Origin of the sequence: Streptomyces galbus, from assembly GCF_005280195.1 — a bacterium.
Classification (GTDB): Bacteria; Actinomycetota; Actinomycetes; order Streptomycetales; family Streptomycetaceae; genus Streptomyces; species Streptomyces galbus.
This window is the reverse complement of record NZ_SZPR01000017.1, coordinates 154,843-175,705: the sequence shown is the minus strand read 5'-3', so window position 1 is coordinate 175,705 and position 20,863 is coordinate 154,843. Positions and strand designations below refer to the sequence as shown.

Below are 20,863 nucleotides of genomic sequence, written 5' to 3'. Positions count from 1 at the left end.
GGGTCAGACTGGGACTGGTGGAGGAACGGACAGGGGAGGTGCCGGCGATGCCGGAGCCGTCGCAGGAGACCGGGCGCGGACGGGCGGCCGCCCCGTTCGGGCTGGCCGAGGTGTCCGGCCCGTCCATGGTGCCCACGCTGTACCACGGCGACCAGCTCCTGGTGCAGTACGGCGCCCGGGTGCGGCCCGGTGACGTCGTGGTGCTGCGCCACCCGTTCCAGCAGGACCTGCTGGTGGTCAAGCGGGCCGTGGAACGCCGCGACGGCGGCTGGTGGGTGCTCGGCGACAACGCCTACGCCGGCGGCGACAGCACGGACTACGGCGCCGTCCCCGACGACCTCGTCCTCGGCAGGGTCCGCTTCCGTTACCGACCGCCGAAGGACGGCCGCCGCTCGCCGCTGGCGGTGCTGCGCTGGGCGCTGTCGGCGGCCAGGCCGGTGCTGTCCGACCGGTCGGCCTCCAGGCGCTTGCGGGCCCGGTAGGCGGCCACGTTCGCCCGGGTGGCGCAGCGGTCGGAGCAGTAGCGCCGGGAGCGGTTGGTCGAGGTGTCCAGGTAGGCGTTGCGGCAGGGGGCCGCCTCGCACAGACCCAGGCGGTCGACGCCGTATTCCGTCAGGTGGAAGGCGAGGCCCATCGCGGCGATGGCGGCGTAGCCGGCGGTCGCGTTCGACGGGTGGTCCGCCAGGTGCATGTGCCACAGCGGGCGGTCGTCCTCGTCGCGGTGGTCGTGCCCGGAGATCTGGGGGCTCACCGGGAACTCCAGCAGCAGCGAGTTCAGCAGGTCCACGGCCAGCGTCTCGTCGCCGCCGTCCGCCGCCTCGAAGACCGCGCGCAGCCGGGCCCGCACCGAGCGGAAGCGGGTTACGTCGGCGTCGGTGGCGCGCCGGGCCGCCGACTGGTTGCCCCCGAACAGGTCACGGACGGCCTCGACCGTGGTCAGCGTGTCCTTGCCCCGGGCCGGCTCCTCGGTGTTGACGAGTCGGACGGCGTAGTCCGAGTAATAGGCCAGTTCCACTTGTCGTCCTTACGGAGGGGCCCCGTGGCCGAGGTACGGGCGGGTAACGGCTGATGGTCACTCCAGGGTATTACGGGTGGCCCTGGTCCCCGCCGCGGCCGCGACGGCACGCCGAAGGGGCGGTACGGGACCCTTCCCGTACCGCCCCTCGACCGTTGCGGGGGACCGCGCCTACAGCACCTTCGACAGGAACGCCTGGGTGCGCTCGTGCTGCGGGTTCGTCAGGACCTCGCGCGGGTTGCCGGACTCGACCACCACGCCGCCGTCCATGAAGACCAGGCTGTCGCCGACCTCACGGGCGAAGCCCATCTCGTGGGTGACGACGACCATCGTCATGCCCGACTCGGCGAGGTCGCGCATGACGTCCAGGACGTCGCCGACCAGCTCCGGGTCGAGGGCCGAGGTCGGCTCGTCGAACAGCATCAGCTTGGGGTCCATGGCCAGCGCCCGGGCGATCGCCACCCGCTGCTGCTGACCGCCCGACAACTGCGCGGGGTAGTTGCCGGCCTTGTCGGCCAGACCGACGCGGTCCAGCAGCTCCAGGGCGCGCTGCCGGGCCTGGGACCGGCTGGCGCCCTTGACCTGGACGGGGGCCTCCATGACGTTCTCGACGGCCGTCATGTGCGGGAACAGGTTGAACCGCTGGAACACCATGCCGATGTCCCGGCGCTGCAGCGCGACCTCGCTGTCCTTCAGCTCGTACAGCTTGTCGCCCTTCTGGCGGTAGCCGACGAGCTGGCCGTCGACGTACAGCCGTCCGGCGTTGATCTTCTCCAGGTGGTTGATGCACCGCAGGAACGTCGACTTGCCGGAGCCGGAGGGGCCGATGAGGCAGAACACCTCGCCGGAGCGGACCTCCAGGTCGATGCCCTTGAGCACCTCCACCGCGCCGAAGGACTTGTGGACGCCCTCGGCCTTCACCATGGCGTTCATGCGACGCTCCTCTTGCCGCTCACGCTGAGCAGGTTGGCCTTGACCTTCTGCCACGGGGTGGGCGGCAGGCTGCGGGTCGAGCCGCGGGCGTAACGGCGCTCCAGGTAGTACTGGAAGACGCTGAAGACGCTGGTCATGACCAGGTACCAGATGGATGCCACGAACAGCATCTCCATCACGGCGTACGACGTGGAGCCGATCGTGGAGGTGGCGCGCAGCAGCTCGTTGTACGTCACCGCGTAGACCAGCGACGAGGTCTTGAGCATGTTGATGAACTCGTTGCCGGTCGGCGGCACGATCACCCGCATGGCCTGCGGGATGACGATGCGGCGCAGCGTCCGGCTGTGGCTCATGCCGAGCGCGTGCGCGGCCTCCGTCTGGCCCTCGTCCACGGCCAGCAGGCCGGCCCGGCAGATCTCGGCCATGTACGCGGCCTCGTTCAGGCCCAGACCCAGCAGGGCGCACATGAACGGCGTCATGACGTCCGTCATCTCGTCCTTGTAGATCGGACCGAGGTTCAGCATCGGGAAGATCAGCGCCAGGTTGAACCACAGCAGGAGCTGGACGTAGACCGGCGTGCCGCGGAAGAACCAGATGTAGACCCAGGCCACCCAGCTCGTCACCGGGTTCTTCGACAGCCGCATCACGGCCAGCACGATGCCCAGGACGACGCCCATGACCATCGCGAGGACGCTGATCAGCAGCGTGCGGCCGGCGCCCGCGAGGACGGTGGAGTCGAACAGCTTGTCGCCGACGGCGTGCCACTGGATCTTCTCGGCCGTGGCGAAGGCGTTGACCAGCAGGGCCACCAGGGCCAGCACCACGACGGCGCTGACGTAGCGGCCCCAGTGGCGCACCGGGATGGCCTTGATCGTCTCCGGCGGGACCCGGTCGGCGCCGGGGTCCTTGGCGACGGTGGCCGACGGCGTCGCGTCGGCCGGCGTCTTGTCGAACTTGTCAGTCACCGTGACTGCCCTTCAGTGCTTACGGGGACGGTCACTTGCCGCCGTTGACGGCGGCCTTGTCGACGGAGCCGCTCTGGGCGCCCCACTTGTCGAGGATCTTCTTGTACGTGCCGTCCTCGATGATGGCGTTCACCGCGGCCTCGAGGGCGCTGGTGAGCTCCTTGTTGTCCTTGTTCACGGCGATGCCGAAGGGACCGGCGTCGACCTGCTCGCCGACCACCTGGAAGGCGTTGCCGCCGTCGGCCTTGCGGGCCAGGTCGACCGCGACCGGGTAGTCGTTGACGCCGGCGACCGCGCCGCCCGACTTCACGCGGGTCTGGGCCTCGGTGTCGTTGTCGAAGGACTCGATCGTGATCTTCTTCTTGCCGGCGTCCGTACAGGTCTTCGACTGCTTCTGCAGCGCCTGCTCGTAGGTGGTGCCGCGCTGGACCGCCGCGGTCTGGCCGCACAGGTCCTCGATCGAGTTGATCTTCTTCGGGTTGCCCTTCTGGACGTACACGGCGGTGCCGGCCTTGAAGTAGTCGACGAAGTCGACGCCCGGGCCGAGTTTCTTGCCCTTCTCGTCCAGGCCGTTCTGCCGCGCCGGGGTGTCGGTGATCGAGGAGATCGCCACGTCGTAGCGGCCGGAGTTGAGCGACGTGATCAGGCCGTCGAAGGAGCCCGAGGTGAACTGGAAGCTCACGCCCAGCTTCTCGCCCAGCGCCGCGGCGATGTCCGGGTCGACACCGACGATCTTGCCGCCCTCCTGGTACTCCATGGGGGCGTACTCGGCGTTGGTGCCGACCTTGATGACGCCCGCGTCCTGGATCTTCTTGGGCAGCTTGGAGAACAGGGGCGCGGACTTGCCCGACTCGGAGGAGCCCGCGTCGCCGCCGCCGCTGTCGGTCTGGTCACCGCACGCGGTGAGCAGCAGGGCGCCCGCGACCGCGAGAGAGCCGACCGCTGCCAGGCGGGTACGCGTGGCGGTCTTGGAGCGGGTGGAGCGTGCGGTCATGGTGGGTTCCTCCGGCGGATGGATGAGGTGCCGATGGTCACGGCGGTTGCCGATGGGTCGACGAGAACACACACCTTCGGGTGTCGCGACCTCGTGTGATTACGGCATCTTGCCATTCGGACTACGCCATTCAGGGGGCCAGCCATGTCAAAATCGGATAACGGGCGACACCCGAACTGCACCAGTCCGCTCCATCATGACCGGATCTTCTTCGGGAATCCCTCCTTCCGGCCGGAAGATCTCCGGCGTGACGTCCGATCCGGGCACGCCTGCCGCTTTTCGGCCGATGCCCCGAGCGCAGGTCAAGGATTTGTCCAGTTCCTGGCCGTATTTTTCCCATGAGTCATGTCACTGGAAGAGGACAGTCCTGTCTCCTCCGGGTGTGCCTGGGGGCGCGCCGGGCGGAACCCCCGCGGGGGCTCTGTCGGACGTCCACAGTTCATGGGATGTGACCTTGCACCGAATGGACTCGTCCTCGGCGCCGTCCGTCCGGTAAGAAGGTGATTCACACCCCTCATCCGGGGCTCAGGGCGCGTGTGCGGCGCGCCGTCGTGCACCCGCCCGTATGCATCGACAGGGCGGTGCGCGGTCCCGCCCGCTCCTCAACCAGGAGCGGCCACCCTCAACCATGCAGAGCTAAGGGGTACAACACAGTGGCAGCGGAGATCGTCAATCCTCGCAGCGAGAGCACGTCGGACACGGGACCGGAGGGCGGTGCGGAGCCCCTCGATCCCTTCGATCCGGCGTTCGCGCTGCACCGCGGCGGCAAGATGGCCGTGCAGGCCACCGTCCCGGTCCGTGACAAGGACGACCTGTCCCTGGCGTACACGCCCGGCGTCGCGCGGGTGTGCACCGCGATCGCGGAGCAGCCGGAACTGGTCCACGACTACACCTGGAAGTCCTCCGTCGTCGCGGTCGTCACGGACGGCACCGCCGTCCTCGGCCTCGGCGACATCGGCCCGGAGGCGTCCCTCCCGGTCATGGAGGGCAAGGCCATCCTCTTCAAGCAGTTCGGCGGCGTGGACGCCGTCCCGATCGCGCTGGACTGCACGGACGTCGACGAGATCGTCGAGACCGTGGTCCGCCTCGCGCCGTCCTTCGGCGGCGTCAACCTCGAGGACATCTCGGCGCCCCGGTGCTTCGAGATCGAGCGCAGGCTCCAGGAACGGCTCGACATCCCGATCTTCCACGACGACCAGCACGGCACGGCGGTCGTGACGCTCGCCGCGCTGCGCAACGCGGCCCGGCTCAGCGGGCGGACCCTCGCCGACCTGCGCGCCGTCATCTCCGGCGCCGGCGCGGCCGGTGTGGCCATCGCCAAGATGCTGATCGAGGCCGGCATCGGCGACGTGGCGGTCGCGGACCGCAAGGGTGTCGTCTCCGCGGACCGGCAGGACCTCACGCCGGTCAAGCGCGACGTCGCCGGCTTCACCAACAAGGCCGGGCTGTCCGGGTCGCTGGAGGACGCGCTGGCCGGCGCCGACGTCTTCATCGGCGTCTCCGGCGGTACGGTCGCGGAGGCCGCGGTGGCCTCCATGGCCGAGGGCGCCTTCGTGTTCGCGATGGCCAACCCGAACCCGGAGGTGCACCCCGACGTCGCCCACAAGTACGCGGCGGTCGTCGCCACCGGGCGGTCGGACTTCCCCAACCAGATCAACAACGTGCTGGCCTTCCCGGGCATCTTCGCCGGGGCGCTGCAGGTGCGGGCCTCCCGGATCACCGAGGGGATGAAGATCGCGGCGGCCGAGGCGCTGGCCGGGGTCGTCGGCGACGACCTCGCGGCGGACTACGTGATCCCGTCGCCGTTCGACGAGCGGGTCGCCCCCGCGGTGACGGCGGCGGTGGCCGCGGCCGCGCGGGCGGAGGGCGTGGCGCGCCGCTGACGTCCGCGCAGACCGGCTGAGACGGCCCCGCCCCCATGGGGCGGGGCCGTTTCGTCCGCCCGGTACGGGAGCCGGCCGGGTGGCAAGAGGGTGTGTGTCACACCGGGGCCTGGTTCCGGCGGGGCGGGAGGGGACCTATCGTCGGCTGCATGTTCGCTGTCTACGCCGCCCGTATCGACCGTGACCAGCCGCTGAGCGGCCTGGAGTCGGGGGAGCGTCCGGCCCCCGAGGCCCGGCCCGGATGGAGCACCGTCCAGGTCAGGGCCGCCTCCCTCAACCACCACGACCTCTGGTCGCTCCGGGGCGTCGGCCTGCCCGAGGGGCGCCTGCCGATGATCCTCGGCTGTGACGCCGCCGGCATCGACGAGGACGGCAACGAGGTCGTCCTGCACTCCGTGATCGGCCAGAGCGGCCACGGCGTCGGCCCGGACGAGCCCCGCTCCATCCTCACCGAGCGCTACCAGGGCACCTTCGCCGAGCGGGTCGCCGTGCCGACCTGGAACATCCTGCCCAAGCCGAAGGAGCTGTCCTTCGCCGAGGCCGCCTGTCTGCCCACCGCCTGGCTGACCGCGTACCGCATGCTCTTCACCAACGCCGGGGTGCGGCCCGGTGACTCCGTGCTGGTGCAGGGCGCGGGCGGCGGGGTCGCCACCGCGGCGATCGTCCTCGGCAAGGCGGCCGGGCTGCGGGTCTTCGCCACCAGCCGTGACGAGGCCAAGCGCAAGCGGGCCGTCGAGCTCGGGGCCGTGGAGGCGGTCGAGCCGGGTGCCCGGCTGCCCCAGCGCGTGGACGCGGTCATCGAGACCGTCGGCGCCGCGACCTGGTCCCACTCGGTGAAGTCGCTGAGGCCCGGCGGCACCCTGGTCATCTCCGGTGCGACCAGCGGCGACCGGCCCTCGCACGCCGAACTGACCCGGATCTTCTTCCTTGAGCTCAAGGTCGTCGGCTCCACGATGGGCACCAAGGACGAGCTGGAGGACCTGCTCGCCTTCTGCGCCGCCACCGGGGTACGCCCCGTCGTCGACGAGGTGCTGCCGCTCGACCGCGCCCGTGAGGGCTTCGAACGGCTGGCCTCCGGCGACCTGTTCGGGAAGATCGTGTTCAGCAACTCCTGAGCGCCGGCCCGGGGTTCGGGCGAGGGCGGGTCCGGGTGTCCGGGCCCGCCCTTTTCCGTGCACGACACGTCAACCGAGGTTGACATGGGCCAAGGTGTCAACGTAAGTTGACGTCATGACCGAAGCAACGGATCTCGCCGAGCGCGCCGGTGATCGCGATCCACGGGTCGGACTGCGCGCCGTCGCCGCCCTGCGCAGGGTGCTGGAGCAGTTGGAGGCGGTGCAGGTGCGCAGTGCGCGCAACCAGGGCTGGTCGTGGCAGGAGATCGCCGCGGAGCTCGGAGTCAGCAGGCAGGCCGTGCACAAGAAGTACGGGAGGCAGTGATGTTCGAGCGATTCACCAAGGACGCCCGGGACGTGGTCCGGGGTGCGGCGGAGCACGCCGAGCGGGCCGGTGCCCCGGCGGTCGACGCCGAGCACCTGCTCCTCGCCCTGCTCGACCGCGGGCCCGGCCGCGCCTCCTTCGCCCTGGCCGCCCTGGGCGTGGCCGGCCGCGAGGACTCCGTACGGGACGCCCTGGACGAGGCCCGGCGGCGCGCCGGGCTGTCCCGGGCCGACGCCGACGCCCTCGCCGGCCTCGGCATCGACGTCTCGGAGATCGTCTCCCGGGTCGAGGAGGTGCACGGCGTCGGTGCGATGTCCGGCGGGCGCTCGGGGCGGGGCCGGCCGTCGGGCCGCCGTCCCTTTGGGCGGGGCGCCAAGGACGTCATCGAGAAGTCCCTGCGGATGGCCCTGGCCCGCAAGGAACGGCACATCGGGGCCGAGCACCTGCTGCTCGCCCTGACCGTCCGCGCCGACGTGGTGGCCGAGGTCCTCGCCGACCACGGCGTGACCCACGCGTCCCTGACCCGCGTACTCGGCGGGGATGCGGGCGAGGGCCGGGACGGGCGGGGGACGGCGAAGGCGGGGTGAGGGGGCGGCCCCTCGCCGGGGCCGCCCGCCCTCAGCGCTTCAGCGCTCCACAGTGCTGCACAGTGCTTGAGTGCTTCAGTGCTTCGGCGACCGCAGGAGCGCCCCGATGTGGGCCGCCGCCGTCGACAGGTGACGGCGGGCCTCCCGGAGCTGGTCGTCCGTGACCCCGTGGTCGCGGGCCGCGTCACGGATGTCGTCGCGGAAGCGGTCCAGCAGGCGGTCCAGGTCGCGGACCGGGTCGCCGCCGGACGGCTCGTGGGCCCAGGAGGGCGTGTACGCGGCCGGGAAGTCCTCCGGGGTGGAGGAGTAGTCCGCCGGGCCGGCGCCCTCCCCCGTACGGGAGTCCCGCGTCGGGTCCTTCGCCGTGCGGGAGTCCTCCGCGGCGGGCGAGTCGTCCGGGGCCGCCGTGTGCTCCGGGCGGGCCCACGGCCGGTCGGTGTCCGGGCGGCCGAAGCCGAAGTCCTTGCCGAAGTCGCCCAGGCCCTTGCCCCAGTCCTTGCCGAACTCGCCGACCTCCTTGACCAGTTCGGTCAGCCCCTCGCGTACCCCCGTCGGCCAGTCGCCGCGCGCGAAGTGGTCCTGCACCTGCTCCTGGACCCGGCGCGCCATGCGCTGGAACTCCTCCTGGGCCTGCTCCCGGGCCCGGTCCTGGGCCTCCTTGGCCTGGCGGCGGGCCCGCTGGGCCTCCTCGCGGGCGCGGCGGCTCTCGTCCTTGGCGCGGCGGGCCTGTTCCTTCCACTCCTGCTTGACCCGGCGCATCTCCTCCTTGGCGGCCCGCCAGGCCTCCTTGTCGTCGGGGTCGGAGGCCTCGCCGAACAGGCCGCTCCCGCTCGTCGACGACCGGCCGCCCTGGCGGGCCTGGGACGCGGCCGCGCGCATCTCGCGGCGCAGGTCACCCGCCGCCCCGCGCACGTCGGCCCGGATCTCGGCGGCCAGCTCCGCGACCGACTCGCGGATCTCCAGCTCCAGGTCGGCCAGCTCGCCGCTGCGGTCCGCCAGTTCGGCCCGGCCGGCGTCGGTGATCGCGTAGACCTTGCGGCCGCCCTCGGTGGTGTGGGTGACCAGGCCCTCGGCTTCCAGCTTGGCCAGCCGGGGATAGACCGTGCCGGCCGAGGGGGCGTACAGCCCCTGGAAGCGCTCCTCCAGCAGGCGGATCACCTCGTAGCCGTGGCGGGGGGCCTCGTCCAGGAGCTTGAGCAGGTAGAGGCGCAGGCGGCCGTGGGCGAAGACGGGGGGCATGTCAGAGCACCTTCTTGTCGGTCGTGCCGTCGGCCGGGGCGGGGGAGCCGGCGCCGTGGGGGGCGCCCGGTGCGTCCGGTGCGTCCGGTGCGTCGGGGGCGTCCGTCGAGGGTGCCCCTTCCGTCGCCGGGCGGCGCAGCAGCGCGATCGAGCCGGAGACCGTGGTCGCCTTCAGCCTGCCGTTGCCCGCGCCGAGGCGGCCGGTGATCCGCTTGGCGCCCCACTGGCCGCTGACCCGCAGGTCCTCGAAGGCGTTGGAGACGGTGCCGCTCGCGGTGTTGGCCTCCACCTCCGCGTCGGCCGGGTGGGGCAGCCGGATGGCGATCTCCCCGGAGACGTTGGTCAGCGAGATGTCGGTCGGGCGGCTGGCCGGGTCGATGTCGACGATCATCGAGCCGCTCACCGAGTCGGCCTTCACGGAGGATCCCGCCTCGACGACGGTCAGGTCACCGGACACGGAGTTGAACCGCAGGTCGCCCGTGAGCGCCTGGGCCTCCAGGTTCCCCGAGACGGTGTCCGCGCGGACGGGGCCCGCGAGACCCACCAGGGTGGTGTCGCCGGAGACGCCCTTGACCTCGGTGCGCGCGTCGATGCCGGAGACGACGGCCGCGGCGTTGACCACGCCCACCTCCACGCGCGTGGACGCCGGGACGGCCAGGGAGACGACCGCGCTGCGCCGCCAGCCCTTGCGGTCCAGCCACTTCAGGAAGCCCTTCCAGGGCAGGTCCTCGTAGGCCACGGTGAGGGTGCCGCCGCGGTGCGTCACGACCAGCGGTGGCCCCTCGACGTCCGAGACCTCCAGACGGGCGGAACCCTCGTCGGTGCCCACGACGTTCACCGTTCCGGCGACGATGCGGACGTGCAGCTCGCTCACGGGCTCGTCGAACGAGAGCTTCGTGGGCTCGGCGACGGACCACTCGGACATGGTGCGACCTCCTCGACGCGACGGACGGCAGGACCGTGACGCAGCAGTCGCCGGCACGGCAGCGGAGCGACGCGCCATATCGCGTCTCCCGCTATTCACGATATATCGCGGGTCCGGGAAGTCAAGCCGCTCGATGCGGTGAGCGGCGCGGCCGGGGGCCGACGCCCGGCGTCCGTGCGCGGACATGCGAAAGGGGCGCACCCGGCGCCCCCGTCGACCCGCGCGCCGGACCGCCCGGCCGGTCCGGCTACTCGTCGTCGTCCTCGTCGTCCAGCCGGGCCAGCCACGTCGCCAGGCGCTCCACCGGGACCTCGAAGTCGGGGTTGAGGTCGACGAACGTGCGGAGCTGCTCGGCGAGCCACTCGAAGGTGACCTCCTCCTGGCCGCGCCGCTTCTCCAGTTCCTCGATGCCGCGGTCGGTGAAGTACATGGATGGTGCTCCGTGGGTCGGTCGCAGGGGTAGGGGCGGTCCCCCCGGGGAAGGACCCTTGTTCCTGCGATGGGTGGGTCACGGAGAGAACAGGGAGAGAAAAGACCTGCTGCTCCGTTGGAAGGGACAGGAAAAAGCATAGGCGGGACGGGGGAGTCGCCATGAGCCAGGACGTGACGCGGGTAGCGCGCATCGCGCTGCCGGACGGGACACCGGTGTGGGCCCGGATCTCCGGCGCCGAGGAGCTGGCCGCGCCGCCGGGGCAGCTGTCGTTCAGCGACACCGGGTTCACCGAGCGGGTCGAGGCGAGCGTGGAGAGCCTGCACGCGCTGATCACCGGGGTCGCCCGCTCGCTGGCCGAGCCGCTGCGCGCCGTGCGGCCCGACGAGGTGAGCGTCGAGTTCGGGATCGAGCTGACCGCGAAGGCCGGGAAGGTGGTCGGCCTCCTCGCCGACGGCGAGGCCAAGACCGGCATCACGGTCACCCTCACGTGGAACGGCGGCCCGCCCCACCCGGACGCCCGGCCCGACCCCGGCACGCCGCCCCCGCCCCACCCGGGCACACCCCCCGGCGACCCGGACGCCGCTCCGGGCCCCGACCCCGCGCCCCCCGGCGACCCGGGCACCCCGCAGGTCCCCGGCCCCGCGTCCCCCGGCGCCCCGGGGCGCACGGGCGCGTCCCCCGGCGCCCCGGTGCACGGGGGCGCCGACGGTCCCTCCGGCGGGAGCGGGGCATGACGCACCGGCACGACGGGGGCGCACCGGGCGCCTTCGACGAGGCCCACCGTGCGCTGCGTGACCTCGTCCTGGCCGCGACCGTGCGCATCCATCGCGCGGGGGTCGGGTATGCCCCTGACGAACCGGGCACCTTCCTCGGCAGCGGATTCTTCATCGCCCCGAACTGGGTGCTGACCTGCGCACACGTCGTGCACGGCGGGGAGGGGGGCGATGTCGCGGTGATCCACCAGAGCGGGCCCGACCAGGCCGCATCCGCCGTCGCGGGCGAGGTGGTGGCGACCCTGCCCGACCGGGCCGGGCAGCTCCCGTCCGGTAGCTGGCCCGCCCCCGACCTGGCGCTGGTGCGGCTGCGCGAACCCGTCGGCCACGACTGCGTGTACGTGTCCGAGCGGCCCACCGCGTACGTCGGCGAGGGCAAGCTGCTGTACGCGGGCTGGACCGTGGTCGGCGGCCAGCTCCAGATCCTGGACGGCCCGATCGAGGTCCAGGGCACCCTCGGCGGCTGGACGACGGGCGTGCAGATGCGCCTCGGGCACAACGACCTGCCGTACGGCGTCTCGGGCGGCCCCGTCGTCGACCCGCAGCGCGGCGAGGTCATCGGCGTGCTGAAGTCCCGCACCGACCACGGCCAGGGCGGCACCTCCACCGGGGTCGAGCGGCTGCGCACCCTGCCCGCGCCGCGCGGCGCCGTGAACACCGAGCACGACGACGTCTACCAGGCCGTCTTCCACGCCCACGACCGCTACCACCGCCACCGCCAACTGCCCTCCGGTTCCCGCGGCGCCACCTGGGCCGACGCGCAGAAGCGGATCGGCGCCCGGCCCGGCCGCACCCTCGACCCCGACGAGCGCACCGAACTGCTCGGCCGGCTCGCCGAACTGCCGCCGCCCGCGGGCACCCGCGCCCTGCTGGACATCCTGGAGTCGCTGCCCGGCCTGGAGCTCCCGCAGCACCTGCCCGCCCCGCGCGGCTGGCGCGACGGCCTCGGCCTGCTGTACGAGAACGCGCGGGACGACGGCGTCCTCAAGCTGGTCCTCGACTACGCGATGCGCGTGATGTGCGCCGACCGGGACTCCACCCCCAGCACGCAGTCCGCCGAGCGGGCCCTGTGGGAGTGGGTGCGCCAGACCGCCGCCGGTCTGGACAGCGGCTACCGCAGCAGCCTCGCCCGCCGCCGCGAGGAGTGGGCGGGCCGGCGCGCGCGTCCCCCGGGTCACGGCCCGGACGGGCCGGGCGCCGCACCCGACGGCACGGGCGGCGCCCCGCCCCGGCCCGGAACGCGGGGGCCCGCCGTTCCCGTCCCGGCCGAGAGGCACGACCGGTCCGCGCCGCCGGGGGCCCGCGCCCCCGCGCGCGTGGCGCCCGGGCTGACCGTCCTGCTGGAGGTGCTGCGGCGCGGCTGGGAACCCGACCGCTGCGACTGGTCCGTGTCCGTGGCCCGCCCCGACGGTGACGTCCTGCGGCTGCACGAGGCCGAGCGCACCCCGTGGGACCGGCTCGCGGCCGAGACCGCCGAACCGCTCGCCGAGGCGTTCCGCCGCTGCGACGCGCCGGACCGGCCCGCGCCGCTGCAGGCCGCCCTGCCCCACCTGCTGCTCGGCCTGCCCGTGGACGCCTGGCAACTGCACCCGGGCGAGCCGCCGTTGGGCGTGCAGCGCCCGGTCGTCGTGCGGTGCTCGGACCGCGACCAGCTGCCCGACGACGGCGCGTGGGGCACCGACGAGGCCGACGACCACCACGAGCGCCAGGACCGCTGGCGCCGCCTGCACACGCACGACGCGCGCGCGGAGATCCTCGACTGCGACGACGGCGTGCGCCAGCCCGTGCCGCCCGTGTCCGACCTGCGCGCCCTCGCCCACCGCACCGTCCCCGTGCTGTGCCGCTACGGCGAGCACCGCTACGAGGACGACGCGGCGGCCCTGGTGCGCATCGTGCACGCCGGGTTCGGGGTGGCCCTGTGGCGGCGCCGGTCCGGCCGGTCCGAGACCGTGTGCGGGGAGTTCCACCGGGGCGCGCGCCAGGCCATAGACGACGGCGTCGGCGCGGAGCTGCTGCCCGAGGTCGTGCACGCCATGCGCGTGAAGCTGCGCGCGGGCCGCACCGAGGCGTACTGGGCCGACGGCATCGCGCTCTACTACGACGATCCGCACCGGCCCCTGCCCGGCGCCGGAGACCTGCTGGAGGCGCCGTGAGGCCGCCCCCCGCGCGCGCTTCGGCCCCTTACCAGGCCACCTGATGGTCGATAACGTGATGCAGGTTCGACGGCTGCCATGGACGCGCGACGACGAGGACCGGGGACCATGACCGATTCCAATGAGTGGCTCATCTACCGAGGCGCCGGCGAACCCCACGACGGGATGGACCGGCTGCCCCCGCCACCGCCCTGGCGCGACTTCTCCGGGCGCGACGCGCAGGCCCCCGGCGACGGCTCCCAGGACCGCCGGCTCGGTGCCCACCGCCACCTCGCCGAGCTGCACCGGCCGGGCGCCGAGGAACTGGAGATGATCAACGCGGCGCTGTACCTGCGCCGGCCGCTCCTGGTCACCGGCAGCCCGGGCGCGGGCAAGAGCACCCTGGCGCACTCGGTGGCGTACGAACTCGGGCTGGGCGACGTGCTGCGCTGGTCCATCGTCAGCCGCTCCACCCTCCAGGACGGGCTCTACGAGTACGACGCCATCGCCCGCCTCCAGGACGTCCAGATCGCCGCGCAGGGCGGCTACGGCGGCGCCGCGGGCAGCCCCGGCGCGGTGGAGAGCATCGGCAGCTACATCCGCCTCGGCCCCCTCGGCACCGCCCTGCTGCCCTCCGACACCCCGCGCGTGCTGCTCATCGACGAGCTGGACAAGAGCGACATCGACCTGCCCAACGACCTGCTGAACGTGCTGGAGGAGGGCGAGTTCCAGATCCCCGAGCTCCAGCGCATCGCCGACCGGCTGCCCGACGGCGAGGCCGAGGTGCTCACCGCGGACGGCACCAAGGTGCGGGTGCGCGACGGACGCGTGCGCTGCCGGGCCTTCCCGTTCGTCGTCCTCACCAGCAACGGCGAGCGCGACTTCCCGGCCCCGCTGATGCGCCGCTGCATCCACCTGGAGCTGGGCCGCCCGGACCACAACCGGCTCGCCACGTTCGTCCGCGCCCACCTCGGCGACGAGGCGGCCCGCGCGGGCGACGACCTCATCACCCGGTTCCTGGAGCGCTCGCGCAGCGAACTCCTCGCCGCCGACCAGCTCCTGAACGCCATCTACCTCACCGACGCGGCCGCCCCGCCCAGCCGCGACCGCCTGGCCGACCTGCTCATCCAGCGGCTCGACCGCCCGAGGTGAGGCACTGATGGCCGACCCGACGGCACGCCACGGCCCCACGGACCCCGACCCGTCCACCGCCGCGCCCGGGGTGTCCGCCCCGCCCGGCCCCGCCCGCGCTCCCGACCCCCTCGCCGAACTCGTCGCGCGGCTCCGCCGGGTGGGGCTGGACCCCGACGTCGAGGGGCTCAGCGACGCGCTGTGGCTGGCCCGCTGGGCCCGCCCGGCGGACGCCGCCGACGAGCAGGACGCGGTGCCCGGCGGCGGGCGCGTACGGCAGGACCGGCCGCCCGGCGAGCGGCCCGCCGACCGCGCCCCCGGCGCCCCCTCCGACGCCGTCGGCCCGCACCCGCCGGCGCCGGCACCGTCGTACGGCACCGGGACGGACGGGCGGGTCGCGCTGTACCCGCCGACCCGCGGCGGCGCGGCACGCACGCGGACGGCGGGGCGCGCCACCGCGCTGCCCATCGGCGTGCCCGCCGCCTCGGTGCTGCCCGCGCCGCTGGAACTCCAGCGCGCGTTACGCCCGTTGCAGGGCTACCGCAGCCCCGCGCCGCCGTTGCGCAAGGAGCTGGACGAGACCGCGACGGCCGAGCTGAGCGCCCGCGCGGGCGGCCTGGTGATGCCCGTCCACCGCGCCGTGACCCGCGGCGACACCCGGCTCCAGCTCGTCCTGGACGCCTCGCCGTCGATGCGCGTGTGGGACCGGATGTTCGCCGAACTGGAGCAGGTGTTCGCCCAGTTGGGGGCCTTCGGCGACGTCCAGGTCAGCCATCTGCACGAGGGACCCGAAGGCGACCCGGTGGTCGGCCGCAGCCCCGACCCGCTCGCGGCGCCGCTGCACTCCGCGGACCGGCTCAGCGACCCCACCGGCCGCCGGATCACCCTCCTGGTCAGCGACTGCGCGGGCCCGCTGTGGCGCAGCGGCCGCGCCCACCGCATGCTGCACCACCTGGCCCGCCAGGCACCGGCCGCGGTGCTCCAGCCCCTTCCGCAGCGCCTGTGGAGCCGGACCCGGCTTCCGGTGACGTACGGCGAGCTGACCCGCGGCGAAACGCTGGGCGGCGCCGCCGCGCTGCGGGTGCGCACCCCGTCCGGGGCGCCCGCGGAGGCCCGCCGCGGCGGTCTGCCCGTGCCCGTGCTGCCCCCGGAGCCGGTGGCGCTGGGGGCGTGGGCGCGGCTGCTGTCGGGAGCCGGTCCGGGAACCGTCGCCGGGGCCGTGGGCTGGGTCCGCGCCGACCAGCCGCCCGCGCCCGCCGCGGGCCCCGCCCGCCCGCGCACCTGGGTCGAGCGCGTCGGACGCTTCCGCTCCACCGCCTCCCCGGCCGCCGGCCGGCTCGCCGTCTACCTCGCGGCGGCCCCGCTGTGCCTGCCGGTCATGCAGCTCGTGCAGCGCACCATGCTGCCCGACTCCGGCCCCTCCGAGCTGGCCGAGGTGCTGCTCAGCGGCCTGGTCACGCGCGCGGGCGAGCCGTACGCCGAGGACGGCGTGCCCTGGTACGAGATGCAGCCCGACGTACAGGACGCCCTGCTGTCCACGTTGGGCCGCGACGAGGCGGTCCTCGTCCTCAAGCACTGCTCGGAGTACATCGAGCAGCGCTACGGCAAGGGCGGCCCCAACTTCCCTGCGCTGGCCCTGGCCCAGCTCGGCGACGGCGGCTCGGGACGCCCGTACGCGCCCGGCGACCTGCTGTCCGGCGCCGGCGCGGACCCCGGCGACGTGACGCTCGTGCCGCAGCCCTTCGCGGAGGTCGCCGCGCGCGTGCTGGGGCGGTTCATGCCGCTGCCCGAGCAGTTCGCGGCCGTCGGGGGCCGCACCGGCGACCGGCCGGCCGGCGACCGGCCGCCGCACCAGGCGGTCGTACGGGCCCGCGCGCTGGTCGACCGGTTCGACGACGAGGGCATGGTCCAGGACCTCATCGACGCCGTGCAGCTCCTGCGCGGCGCCACCGAGCACGAACGGCCGCCGGGCCGGGACCCCGTGCTGTGGGCGCAGTACGCGCACAGCACGCTGCGGCTGTGGGAGGTGCAGGGCGGCGCCGAACTGCTCCGGGAGGCGGAGCAGGCCGCCGAGCGCGCCGTCGCCCACCCGCACGCCCTGCGGGAACGGGCCGTCCTCGCACGCGTACTGCACGCGGCCGCGGTCGACCGCAGGCGGCGCGGCGACCGCGCCGCGGCGCTGGACCTGCTGCGCCGGGCCGACCGCGAGTACGCCGTGGCGTGCGCCGCGCCCGGCCTGGCCGACGGCGAGGCGCTGAAGCTGACCCTGGAGCGCGTGGAGGCCCTGGAGACCCAGTACAGCCTCGGCGGCGACAGCGCGCTGCTGCAGGGCGCCGTGGGGATGCTGGAGGCCTTCGCCGACGCCTGGCCGGACCGCCGCCGGCGCCCGCCCGACCTCCCGCTCGCCCACGGCCGCGTCCTGCTGCGCCTGGCGCAGACCACCGCCGACCCGGAACAGGCCCGCAGCCACGCCGAGTTGGCGGCCCGTTCACTGCGGGACGCGCTGGATGCGGCCGGTCACGGGGAGCCGCTGCGCGACGGGGTGCGCGTCCGCCTGGACCTGGTCGACGCGCTGCTGGCGTCCGGCGGCCCGCTGGACGAGGCCCAGGACCGCGTGGACGAGGCCCTGCCCCTGACCCGCGACCGCGGCCTGCGCGCGGCGCTCCTGGTGCGCTCCGGCCGCATCGCCGTGGCCCGCCACGCCGAGACCGGCGACCCGCGCGACCTCCACACGGCCGCCGACCGCTTCGAACAGGCGGCCCACGGCATGTCCCGCGACGCCCCCTCCCACGCCGACGTCCTCGCCGAATGGGGCGAGACCCTGCTCCGCCTGGCGTCGCTGGAGAGCGGGAGCCGGGCGGTGGGCGCGCTGTCGCGGGCGATCCGCGTCCTGCGGGAGTGCCGGACGGAGACCCCTTCGGGACACCGGCGGCTCGCGCACCGGCTGTTGCTGTTGGGGCGGGCGCTGATGGGGCGCTACGACGGCCGGGGGGACCCGGTCGATCTGCGGGAGGCCGAGCACCTGTTCGGGCTGGCGGCGGCCGAGGCGACCGACGACCGCCTGCTGGCCGCCCGTTCCCTCCTGGCGCTCGGGCAGGCGCAGTTCGAAGCGTACCGGGGCCTTGGGCGGCCCACCCGGCTGGACGCGGCCGTCGACGCTTTCCGGGACGCGGCCGAGGCCGCCCGGGACGCCGAGGAGGAGGCCGAGACCGAGCGGCACCGCCGGCACGCCGTGGAGTTGTGCGCGCAGGCGCATCACTGGCGGGGTAGGACCTATGAGGCGGCCGCCCGCCCGCGCGCGGCCCGCGAGGCATACCGCGCGGCGCGAGCGGAGTGGCAGCGCCTGCCGGAAGGCAGCGTGAGCACGGGGCAGCCGGACGCCGAGGAGACGGCGCGCAGGCTCGCCGAGCTGGAGTGACCTGAGGAGAGGATGAGCGTGGAGTCAGCCGAGTCGACGCCGGACGAGCCGTTCGCGGACGTCCTGGCCCTCAGCCTCACCGAGTTGCGGACCATCCGCCACCCGGTGCTGCGTGAGGTCCTGGACGACCTCCGCGAGCGGGCCGCACAGCCCGGCGAGATGCTCTGGGGATACGGCAGCGCGTTCTGACGGCCCGCCCCCGAGCTCCCGGCGGGCGACGGGATCCGGACAAATCCTGCGCAGGGCAAGCCGGTTCAGGCCGGTCGCGCCGCCGGGAGCGGACCGGCGTTTGCCGGTTCTCCGGTCGGGAATGCGGCCAGAGACGACCGAGCCATGGGGGGTGACGGAGTGTCGCACGGTGTCGCCGTTCCCGTCGGTCCCGCCGCCCCCGCCGTGCCCTTCCCGTTCCGTCAGTTCATCGTGAAGATGCACGGCCGCTGCAACCTCGCGTGCCGCTACTGCTACCTCTACGCGGGCCCCGACCACACCTGGCGCGACCGTCCCGCGGCGGCGTCCGAGGCTGTACTGGAGCGCACCGCGGCGCGGATCGCCGAGCACGCGCGCACCCACGGGTCCACGGACCTCTCCCTGGTGCTGCACGGCGGCGAGCCCCTGCTGGCCGGAGCGGACACGCTCGCCCGATTCACCGCCCTGGCCCGCGCCCGCGTCCCCGACGGGACGACGGTGCACGCGACGGTCCAGACGAACGCCACGCTGCTCACCGCCTCCCGCCTCGCCACGCTGGCCGGCGCCGGCATCCGCGTCGGCATCAGCCTCGACGGCGGCCTGCCCCGCCACAACGCACAACGCGTCGACCACGCGGGACGCCCTTCCTGGCCGGCCGCGTCCCGGGGCGTCCGGCTGCTAGCCGACCGCTTCCCGGCCTCGTACGCCGGCATCCTCACCGTCGTCGACCCGACGCTGGACCCGGTCGAGACGTACCAATCACTCCTCGCCCTGCGGCCGCCGGCCCTGGACCTGCTCCTGCCGCACGGCAACTGGTCGGCCCCGCCGCCGCATCACGACGGGCAGCGCTACGGCGACTGGCTCTGCGCGGTGTTCGACCGCTGGTGGCGGGCCGGGCGGCGGGAGACACGGGTCCGCCTGTTCGAGGCGTGCATCGCCCTGCTGCTCGGCCGGCCGGCCGCGACGGAGTCCCTCGGCCTCGCCCCGTTCGAGACGGTCGTCGTGGAGACCGACGGGTCGATCGAGCAGGTCGACTCCTTGAAGTCGGCCTACCACGGCGCGGCCGAGACCGGCCTCGACGTCTTCCACCACCCCTTCGACGAGGCGCTGCGCCACCCCGCGGTGGCGGCCCGGCAGGCGGGCGTGGACGCGCTGGCCGCCACCTGCCGGGCGTGCCCCGTCCTGCACGTCTGCGGCGGCGGTCAGTACGCGCACCGCTACCGGGCCGGACACGGCTTCGTCCACCCCTCGGTGTACTGCACCGATCTCCAGCGCCTCATCCGGCACGTGGCGCGACGGCTCACCGAGGAGGTCCCCGTACCGGCCACCTCCTCGGCCGAAGGAGGCCCCCCGTGATATTCCCGCCGCTCCCCGACCACGCCCTCGCCGAGCTCGGCACCACCGGAGGCGGCCCGGACACCCTCGCCCTGCTCGTCCGCGACCAGGACAGCCGACGGCTGCTGCTCCTGCGGGCCGTCCTCGAGGCCGCCGACGCGTCCCCGGAGTGCCCGCCCACCGCACGGCACCGGCTCCATGAGGACTGGGCTCTGCTGGAAGAGGCCGAGGCCCTCGGCGCACCGGGCGTGGCGCCACACCGCTCACCCGTCCGGGCCGCCCTGTGCCGACCGCTCCTCGGGCCCTGGGCCCGGCGCTGCCTGCAGGGCCTCGCACCCGCACACCCCGCGGCCGACCCCGAACGACGGCGGCGGGAACTCGCGGAGGACCTGGCCCACTTCAGCGCCCTGGCCGCGGCGGTCGCCGTACGGGTCGGCGTGCCCTTCGCCGTACGGCTCACCGCGCACGGCGGCGCGCTCGTACTGCCCTCCCTGGGAGCGCTGCGCACCGACCACCCAGGGCCCCTGCGCGTGGACGCCGTGCACCGGCACGGACGGCTGACCCTGCGCCGGCCGGGCGGGCCGGACGTCTGCGTCGTCCCGGAGGACAGCTTCGGCGCCTGGTCCGACGCGCGTGCCTGGACACCGGCGTACGCACTGCCCGGACTGCGGCCGGACGACCCGCCCCTGCCGCTGGAGGACCTCGACCCGTACCGCGCCGCGCACGGTGACCCGCAGTGCTACGGCCTGACCGGGCCCGCCACCCTCGACGACGGCGGACGCAAGCGCTGGCTCTCGGCCTGGTCGGGCACGGCGGCGGCACTGCGGCTCGGCGGGGAGCGGCGGCTGACCGAGGCGGCGACCCTGCTGCGCTGCCTGGTGCCGCTCGCCATGCCCGACCGTGCCTCGGACGACGACCGTGCCCGCGGCTCCTGCAGCGCCACCCGGCGGGAAGCCTTCGGCGCCGTCCTCAGCAGCACGCCCCCCGACGCCACGCGCCTGGCCGCGACGCTTGTGCACGAACTCCACCACGCCAAACTCGCCGTGGTGAGCGAGATCCTGCCGCTGCACCACGCCGACGGCCGAGCACGGTACTTCGCGCCCTGGCGACCCGACCCCCGCCCGTACGACGGGCTCCTCCAGGGCGCCTACGCCCACCTCGCCCTGGCCGACTTCCACCAGCGCCGCGCGCTCGACGGCACGGACCGCTCCCGCCTCGACACCGACTGGGCCCAGTTCGCGCGCTACCACGCCCAGGTGGGCGCGGCCCTCCCCGCGCTCGTCGGATCGGCCGAACTCACGCCTCCGGGACGGCTGTTCGTCGAGCGCCTGGGCGACGCGCACGCCCGCATGGCCGAACACCCCGCCCCGAGGGCACACGCCGTGCGGGCCCGGGAGTACGTGAGCGCTGCACGCCGTCTGTGGTCCCAGCGGCTCCCCGGCGACCTGCCTGCGCCACTCGCGTGACCGCCCCG

General features: G+C 74.3%; 19 protein-coding genes. 12 read left to right on the top strand and 7 right to left on the bottom strand.

The annotated features are described in order from the left end of the window. Positions 1-47: 47 nt before the first annotated feature. Entirely contained in the window at positions 48-482 is a 435-nt protein-coding gene (gene sodX, locus E4U92_RS20260) for a nickel-type superoxide dismutase maturation protease (protein ID WP_137302011.1), read from the top strand. Here sodX and E4U92_RS20255 read toward each other — a convergent pair. The 4 genes from E4U92_RS20255 to E4U92_RS20240 form a co-directional block, all read right to left on the bottom strand. Continuing rightward, positions 365-1,015, bottom strand: a complete 651-nt coding sequence (locus tag E4U92_RS20255) for a CGNR zinc finger domain-containing protein (protein ID WP_137301849.1) — start codon at positions 1,013-1,015, stop codon at positions 365-367. The two genes, sodX and E4U92_RS20255, sit on opposite strands and share 118 nt — an antisense overlap. Positions 1,016-1,186: 171 nt before the next feature. Then, positions 1,187-1,948, bottom strand: a complete 762-nt coding sequence (locus tag E4U92_RS20250) for an amino acid ABC transporter ATP-binding protein (RefSeq protein ID WP_137301848.1) — start codon at positions 1,946-1,948, stop codon at positions 1,187-1,189. Next, positions 1,945-2,913 (bottom strand): amino acid ABC transporter permease, encoded by a 969-nt coding sequence (locus tag E4U92_RS20245; RefSeq protein WP_137301847.1) that lies wholly within the window; start codon positions 2,911-2,913, stop codon positions 1,945-1,947. The genes E4U92_RS20250 and E4U92_RS20245 overlap by 4 nt, the downstream gene beginning before the upstream one ends. Before the next feature lie 31 nt (positions 2,914-2,944). Then, positions 2,945-3,907 carry an ABC transporter substrate-binding protein gene (locus E4U92_RS20240; RefSeq protein ID WP_137301846.1) on the bottom strand — a complete coding sequence of 321 codons (963 nt, stop codon included), beginning with the start codon at positions 3,905-3,907 and terminating at the stop codon, positions 2,945-2,947. Positions 3,908-4,560: 653 nt separating this feature from the next. Here E4U92_RS20240 and E4U92_RS20230 point away from each other — a divergent pair. From E4U92_RS20230 to E4U92_RS20215, 4 genes are all read left to right on the top strand, one after another. Next, entirely contained in the window at positions 4,561-5,790 is a 1,230-nt protein-coding gene (locus E4U92_RS20230; RefSeq protein ID WP_137301845.1) for an NAD(P)-dependent malic enzyme, read from the top strand. 149 nt (positions 5,791-5,939) lie between these two features. Beyond that, on the top strand, positions 5,940-6,905 hold the full coding sequence (locus E4U92_RS20225) for a zinc-binding dehydrogenase (protein ID WP_137301844.1): 966 nt from the start codon (positions 5,940-5,942) through the stop codon (positions 6,903-6,905). Between the two features lie 115 nt (positions 6,906-7,020). Next, positions 7,021-7,230, top strand: a complete 210-nt coding sequence (locus E4U92_RS20220; protein ID WP_067236959.1) for a helix-turn-helix domain-containing protein — start codon at positions 7,021-7,023, stop codon at positions 7,228-7,230. Next, a complete protein-coding gene (locus E4U92_RS20215; RefSeq protein ID WP_137301843.1) occupies positions 7,230-7,817 on the top strand; it encodes a Clp protease N-terminal domain-containing protein in 588 nt (195 codons plus the stop codon). The genes E4U92_RS20220 and E4U92_RS20215 overlap by 1 nt, the downstream gene beginning before the upstream one ends. A gap of 75 nt (positions 7,818-7,892) precedes the next feature. Here E4U92_RS20215 and E4U92_RS20210 read toward each other — a convergent pair whose 3' ends face one another. The 3 genes from E4U92_RS20210 to E4U92_RS20200 form a co-directional block, all read right to left on the bottom strand. Then, on the bottom strand, positions 7,893-9,056 hold the full coding sequence (locus tag E4U92_RS20210) for a PadR family transcriptional regulator (protein WP_137301842.1): 1,164 nt from the start codon (positions 9,054-9,056) through the stop codon (positions 7,893-7,895). Between the two features lies 1 nt (position 9,057). Beyond that, entirely contained in the window at positions 9,058-9,981 is a 924-nt protein-coding gene (locus E4U92_RS20205; protein ID WP_168725160.1) for a DUF4097 family beta strand repeat-containing protein, read from the bottom strand. 247 nt (positions 9,982-10,228) lie between these two features. Continuing rightward, complete coding sequence (locus tag E4U92_RS20200) at positions 10,229-10,411, bottom strand: DUF6104 family protein (protein WP_067236968.1); 183 nt, start codon at positions 10,409-10,411, stop codon at positions 10,229-10,231. A 161-nt stretch (positions 10,412-10,572) separates the two neighbouring features. Between E4U92_RS20200 and E4U92_RS20195 the strand changes: the two genes are divergently transcribed. The 7 genes from E4U92_RS20195 to E4U92_RS20165 all read left to right on the top strand — a co-directional run bounded on the left by E4U92_RS20195 (position 10,573) and on the right by E4U92_RS20165 (position 20,855). Further along, on the top strand, positions 10,573-11,148 hold the full coding sequence (locus tag E4U92_RS20195) for a CU044_2847 family protein (protein WP_137301840.1): 576 nt from the start codon (positions 10,573-10,575) through the stop codon (positions 11,146-11,148). Beyond that, complete coding sequence (locus E4U92_RS20190) at positions 11,145-13,340, top strand: VMAP-C domain-containing protein (RefSeq protein ID WP_137301839.1); 2,196 nt, start codon at positions 11,145-11,147, stop codon at positions 13,338-13,340. Before E4U92_RS20195 ends, E4U92_RS20190 begins: the two co-directional genes overlap by 4 nt. Before the next feature lie 108 nt (positions 13,341-13,448). Next, positions 13,449-14,471: an AAA family ATPase gene (locus E4U92_RS20185; RefSeq protein ID WP_137301838.1), complete on the top strand. Its 1,023-nt coding sequence runs from the start codon at positions 13,449-13,451 to the stop codon at positions 14,469-14,471. Positions 14,472-14,478: 7 nt separating this feature from the next. Then, positions 14,479-17,868, top strand: a complete 3,390-nt coding sequence (locus tag E4U92_RS20180) for an SAV_2336 N-terminal domain-related protein (protein ID WP_137301837.1) — start codon at positions 14,479-14,481, stop codon at positions 17,866-17,868. 12 nt (positions 17,869-17,880) lie between these two features. Continuing rightward, the gene (gene fxsA, locus E4U92_RS20175) at positions 17,881-18,057 is read left to right on the top strand and encodes an FxSxx-COOH cyclophane-containing RiPP peptide (RefSeq protein WP_137301836.1); all 177 of its coding nucleotides are present in this window, start codon (positions 17,881-17,883) and stop codon (positions 18,055-18,057) included. Between the two features lie 144 nt (positions 18,058-18,201). After that, positions 18,202-19,410: an FxsB family cyclophane-forming radical SAM/SPASM peptide maturase gene (locus tag E4U92_RS20170; RefSeq protein ID WP_137301835.1), complete on the top strand. Its 1,209-nt coding sequence runs from the start codon at positions 18,202-18,204 to the stop codon at positions 19,408-19,410. Then, positions 19,410-20,855 (top strand): aKG-HExxH-type peptide beta-hydroxylase, encoded by a 1,446-nt coding sequence (locus tag E4U92_RS20165; protein WP_137302010.1) that lies wholly within the window; start codon positions 19,410-19,412, stop codon positions 20,853-20,855. The genes E4U92_RS20170 and E4U92_RS20165 overlap by 1 nt, the downstream gene beginning before the upstream one ends. Positions 20,856-20,863 lie beyond the last annotated feature (8 nt).

Excerpts from the sequence above, each read along its gene's own strand:
- sodX (WP_137302011.1), top strand. The coding sequence starts at position 48 with ATGCCGGAGCCGTCGCAGGAGACCGGGCGCGGACGGGCGGCCGCCCCG.
- E4U92_RS20250 (WP_137301848.1), bottom strand. The coding sequence starts at position 1,948 with ATGAACGCCATGGTGAAGGCCGAGGGCGTCCACAAGTCCTTCGGCGCG.
- E4U92_RS20240 (WP_137301846.1), bottom strand. The coding sequence starts at position 3,907 with ATGACCGCACGCTCCACCCGCTCCAAGACCGCCACGCGTACCCGCCTG.
- E4U92_RS20225 (WP_137301844.1), top strand. The coding sequence starts at position 5,940 with ATGTTCGCTGTCTACGCCGCCCGTATCGACCGTGACCAGCCGCTGAGC.
- E4U92_RS20220 (WP_067236959.1), top strand. The coding sequence starts at position 7,021 with ATGACCGAAGCAACGGATCTCGCCGAGCGCGCCGGTGATCGCGATCCA.
- E4U92_RS20215 (WP_137301843.1), top strand. The coding sequence starts at position 7,230 with ATGTTCGAGCGATTCACCAAGGACGCCCGGGACGTGGTCCGGGGTGCG.
- E4U92_RS20210 (WP_137301842.1), bottom strand. The coding sequence starts at position 9,056 with ATGCCCCCCGTCTTCGCCCACGGCCGCCTGCGCCTCTACCTGCTCAAG.
- E4U92_RS20205 (WP_168725160.1), bottom strand. The coding sequence starts at position 9,981 with ATGTCCGAGTGGTCCGTCGCCGAGCCCACGAAGCTCTCGTTCGACGAG.
- E4U92_RS20200 (WP_067236968.1), bottom strand. The coding sequence starts at position 10,411 with ATGTACTTCACCGACCGCGGCATCGAGGAACTGGAGAAGCGGCGCGGC.
- E4U92_RS20195 (WP_137301840.1), top strand. The coding sequence starts at position 10,573 with ATGAGCCAGGACGTGACGCGGGTAGCGCGCATCGCGCTGCCGGACGGG.
- E4U92_RS20190 (WP_137301839.1), top strand. The coding sequence starts at position 11,145 with ATGACGCACCGGCACGACGGGGGCGCACCGGGCGCCTTCGACGAGGCC.
- E4U92_RS20185 (WP_137301838.1), top strand. The coding sequence starts at position 13,449 with ATGACCGATTCCAATGAGTGGCTCATCTACCGAGGCGCCGGCGAACCC.
- E4U92_RS20180 (WP_137301837.1), top strand. The coding sequence starts at position 14,479 with ATGGCCGACCCGACGGCACGCCACGGCCCCACGGACCCCGACCCGTCC.
- fxsA (WP_137301836.1), top strand. The coding sequence starts at position 17,881 with ATGAGCGTGGAGTCAGCCGAGTCGACGCCGGACGAGCCGTTCGCGGAC.
- E4U92_RS20170 (WP_137301835.1), top strand. The coding sequence starts at position 18,202 with ATGGGGGGTGACGGAGTGTCGCACGGTGTCGCCGTTCCCGTCGGTCCC.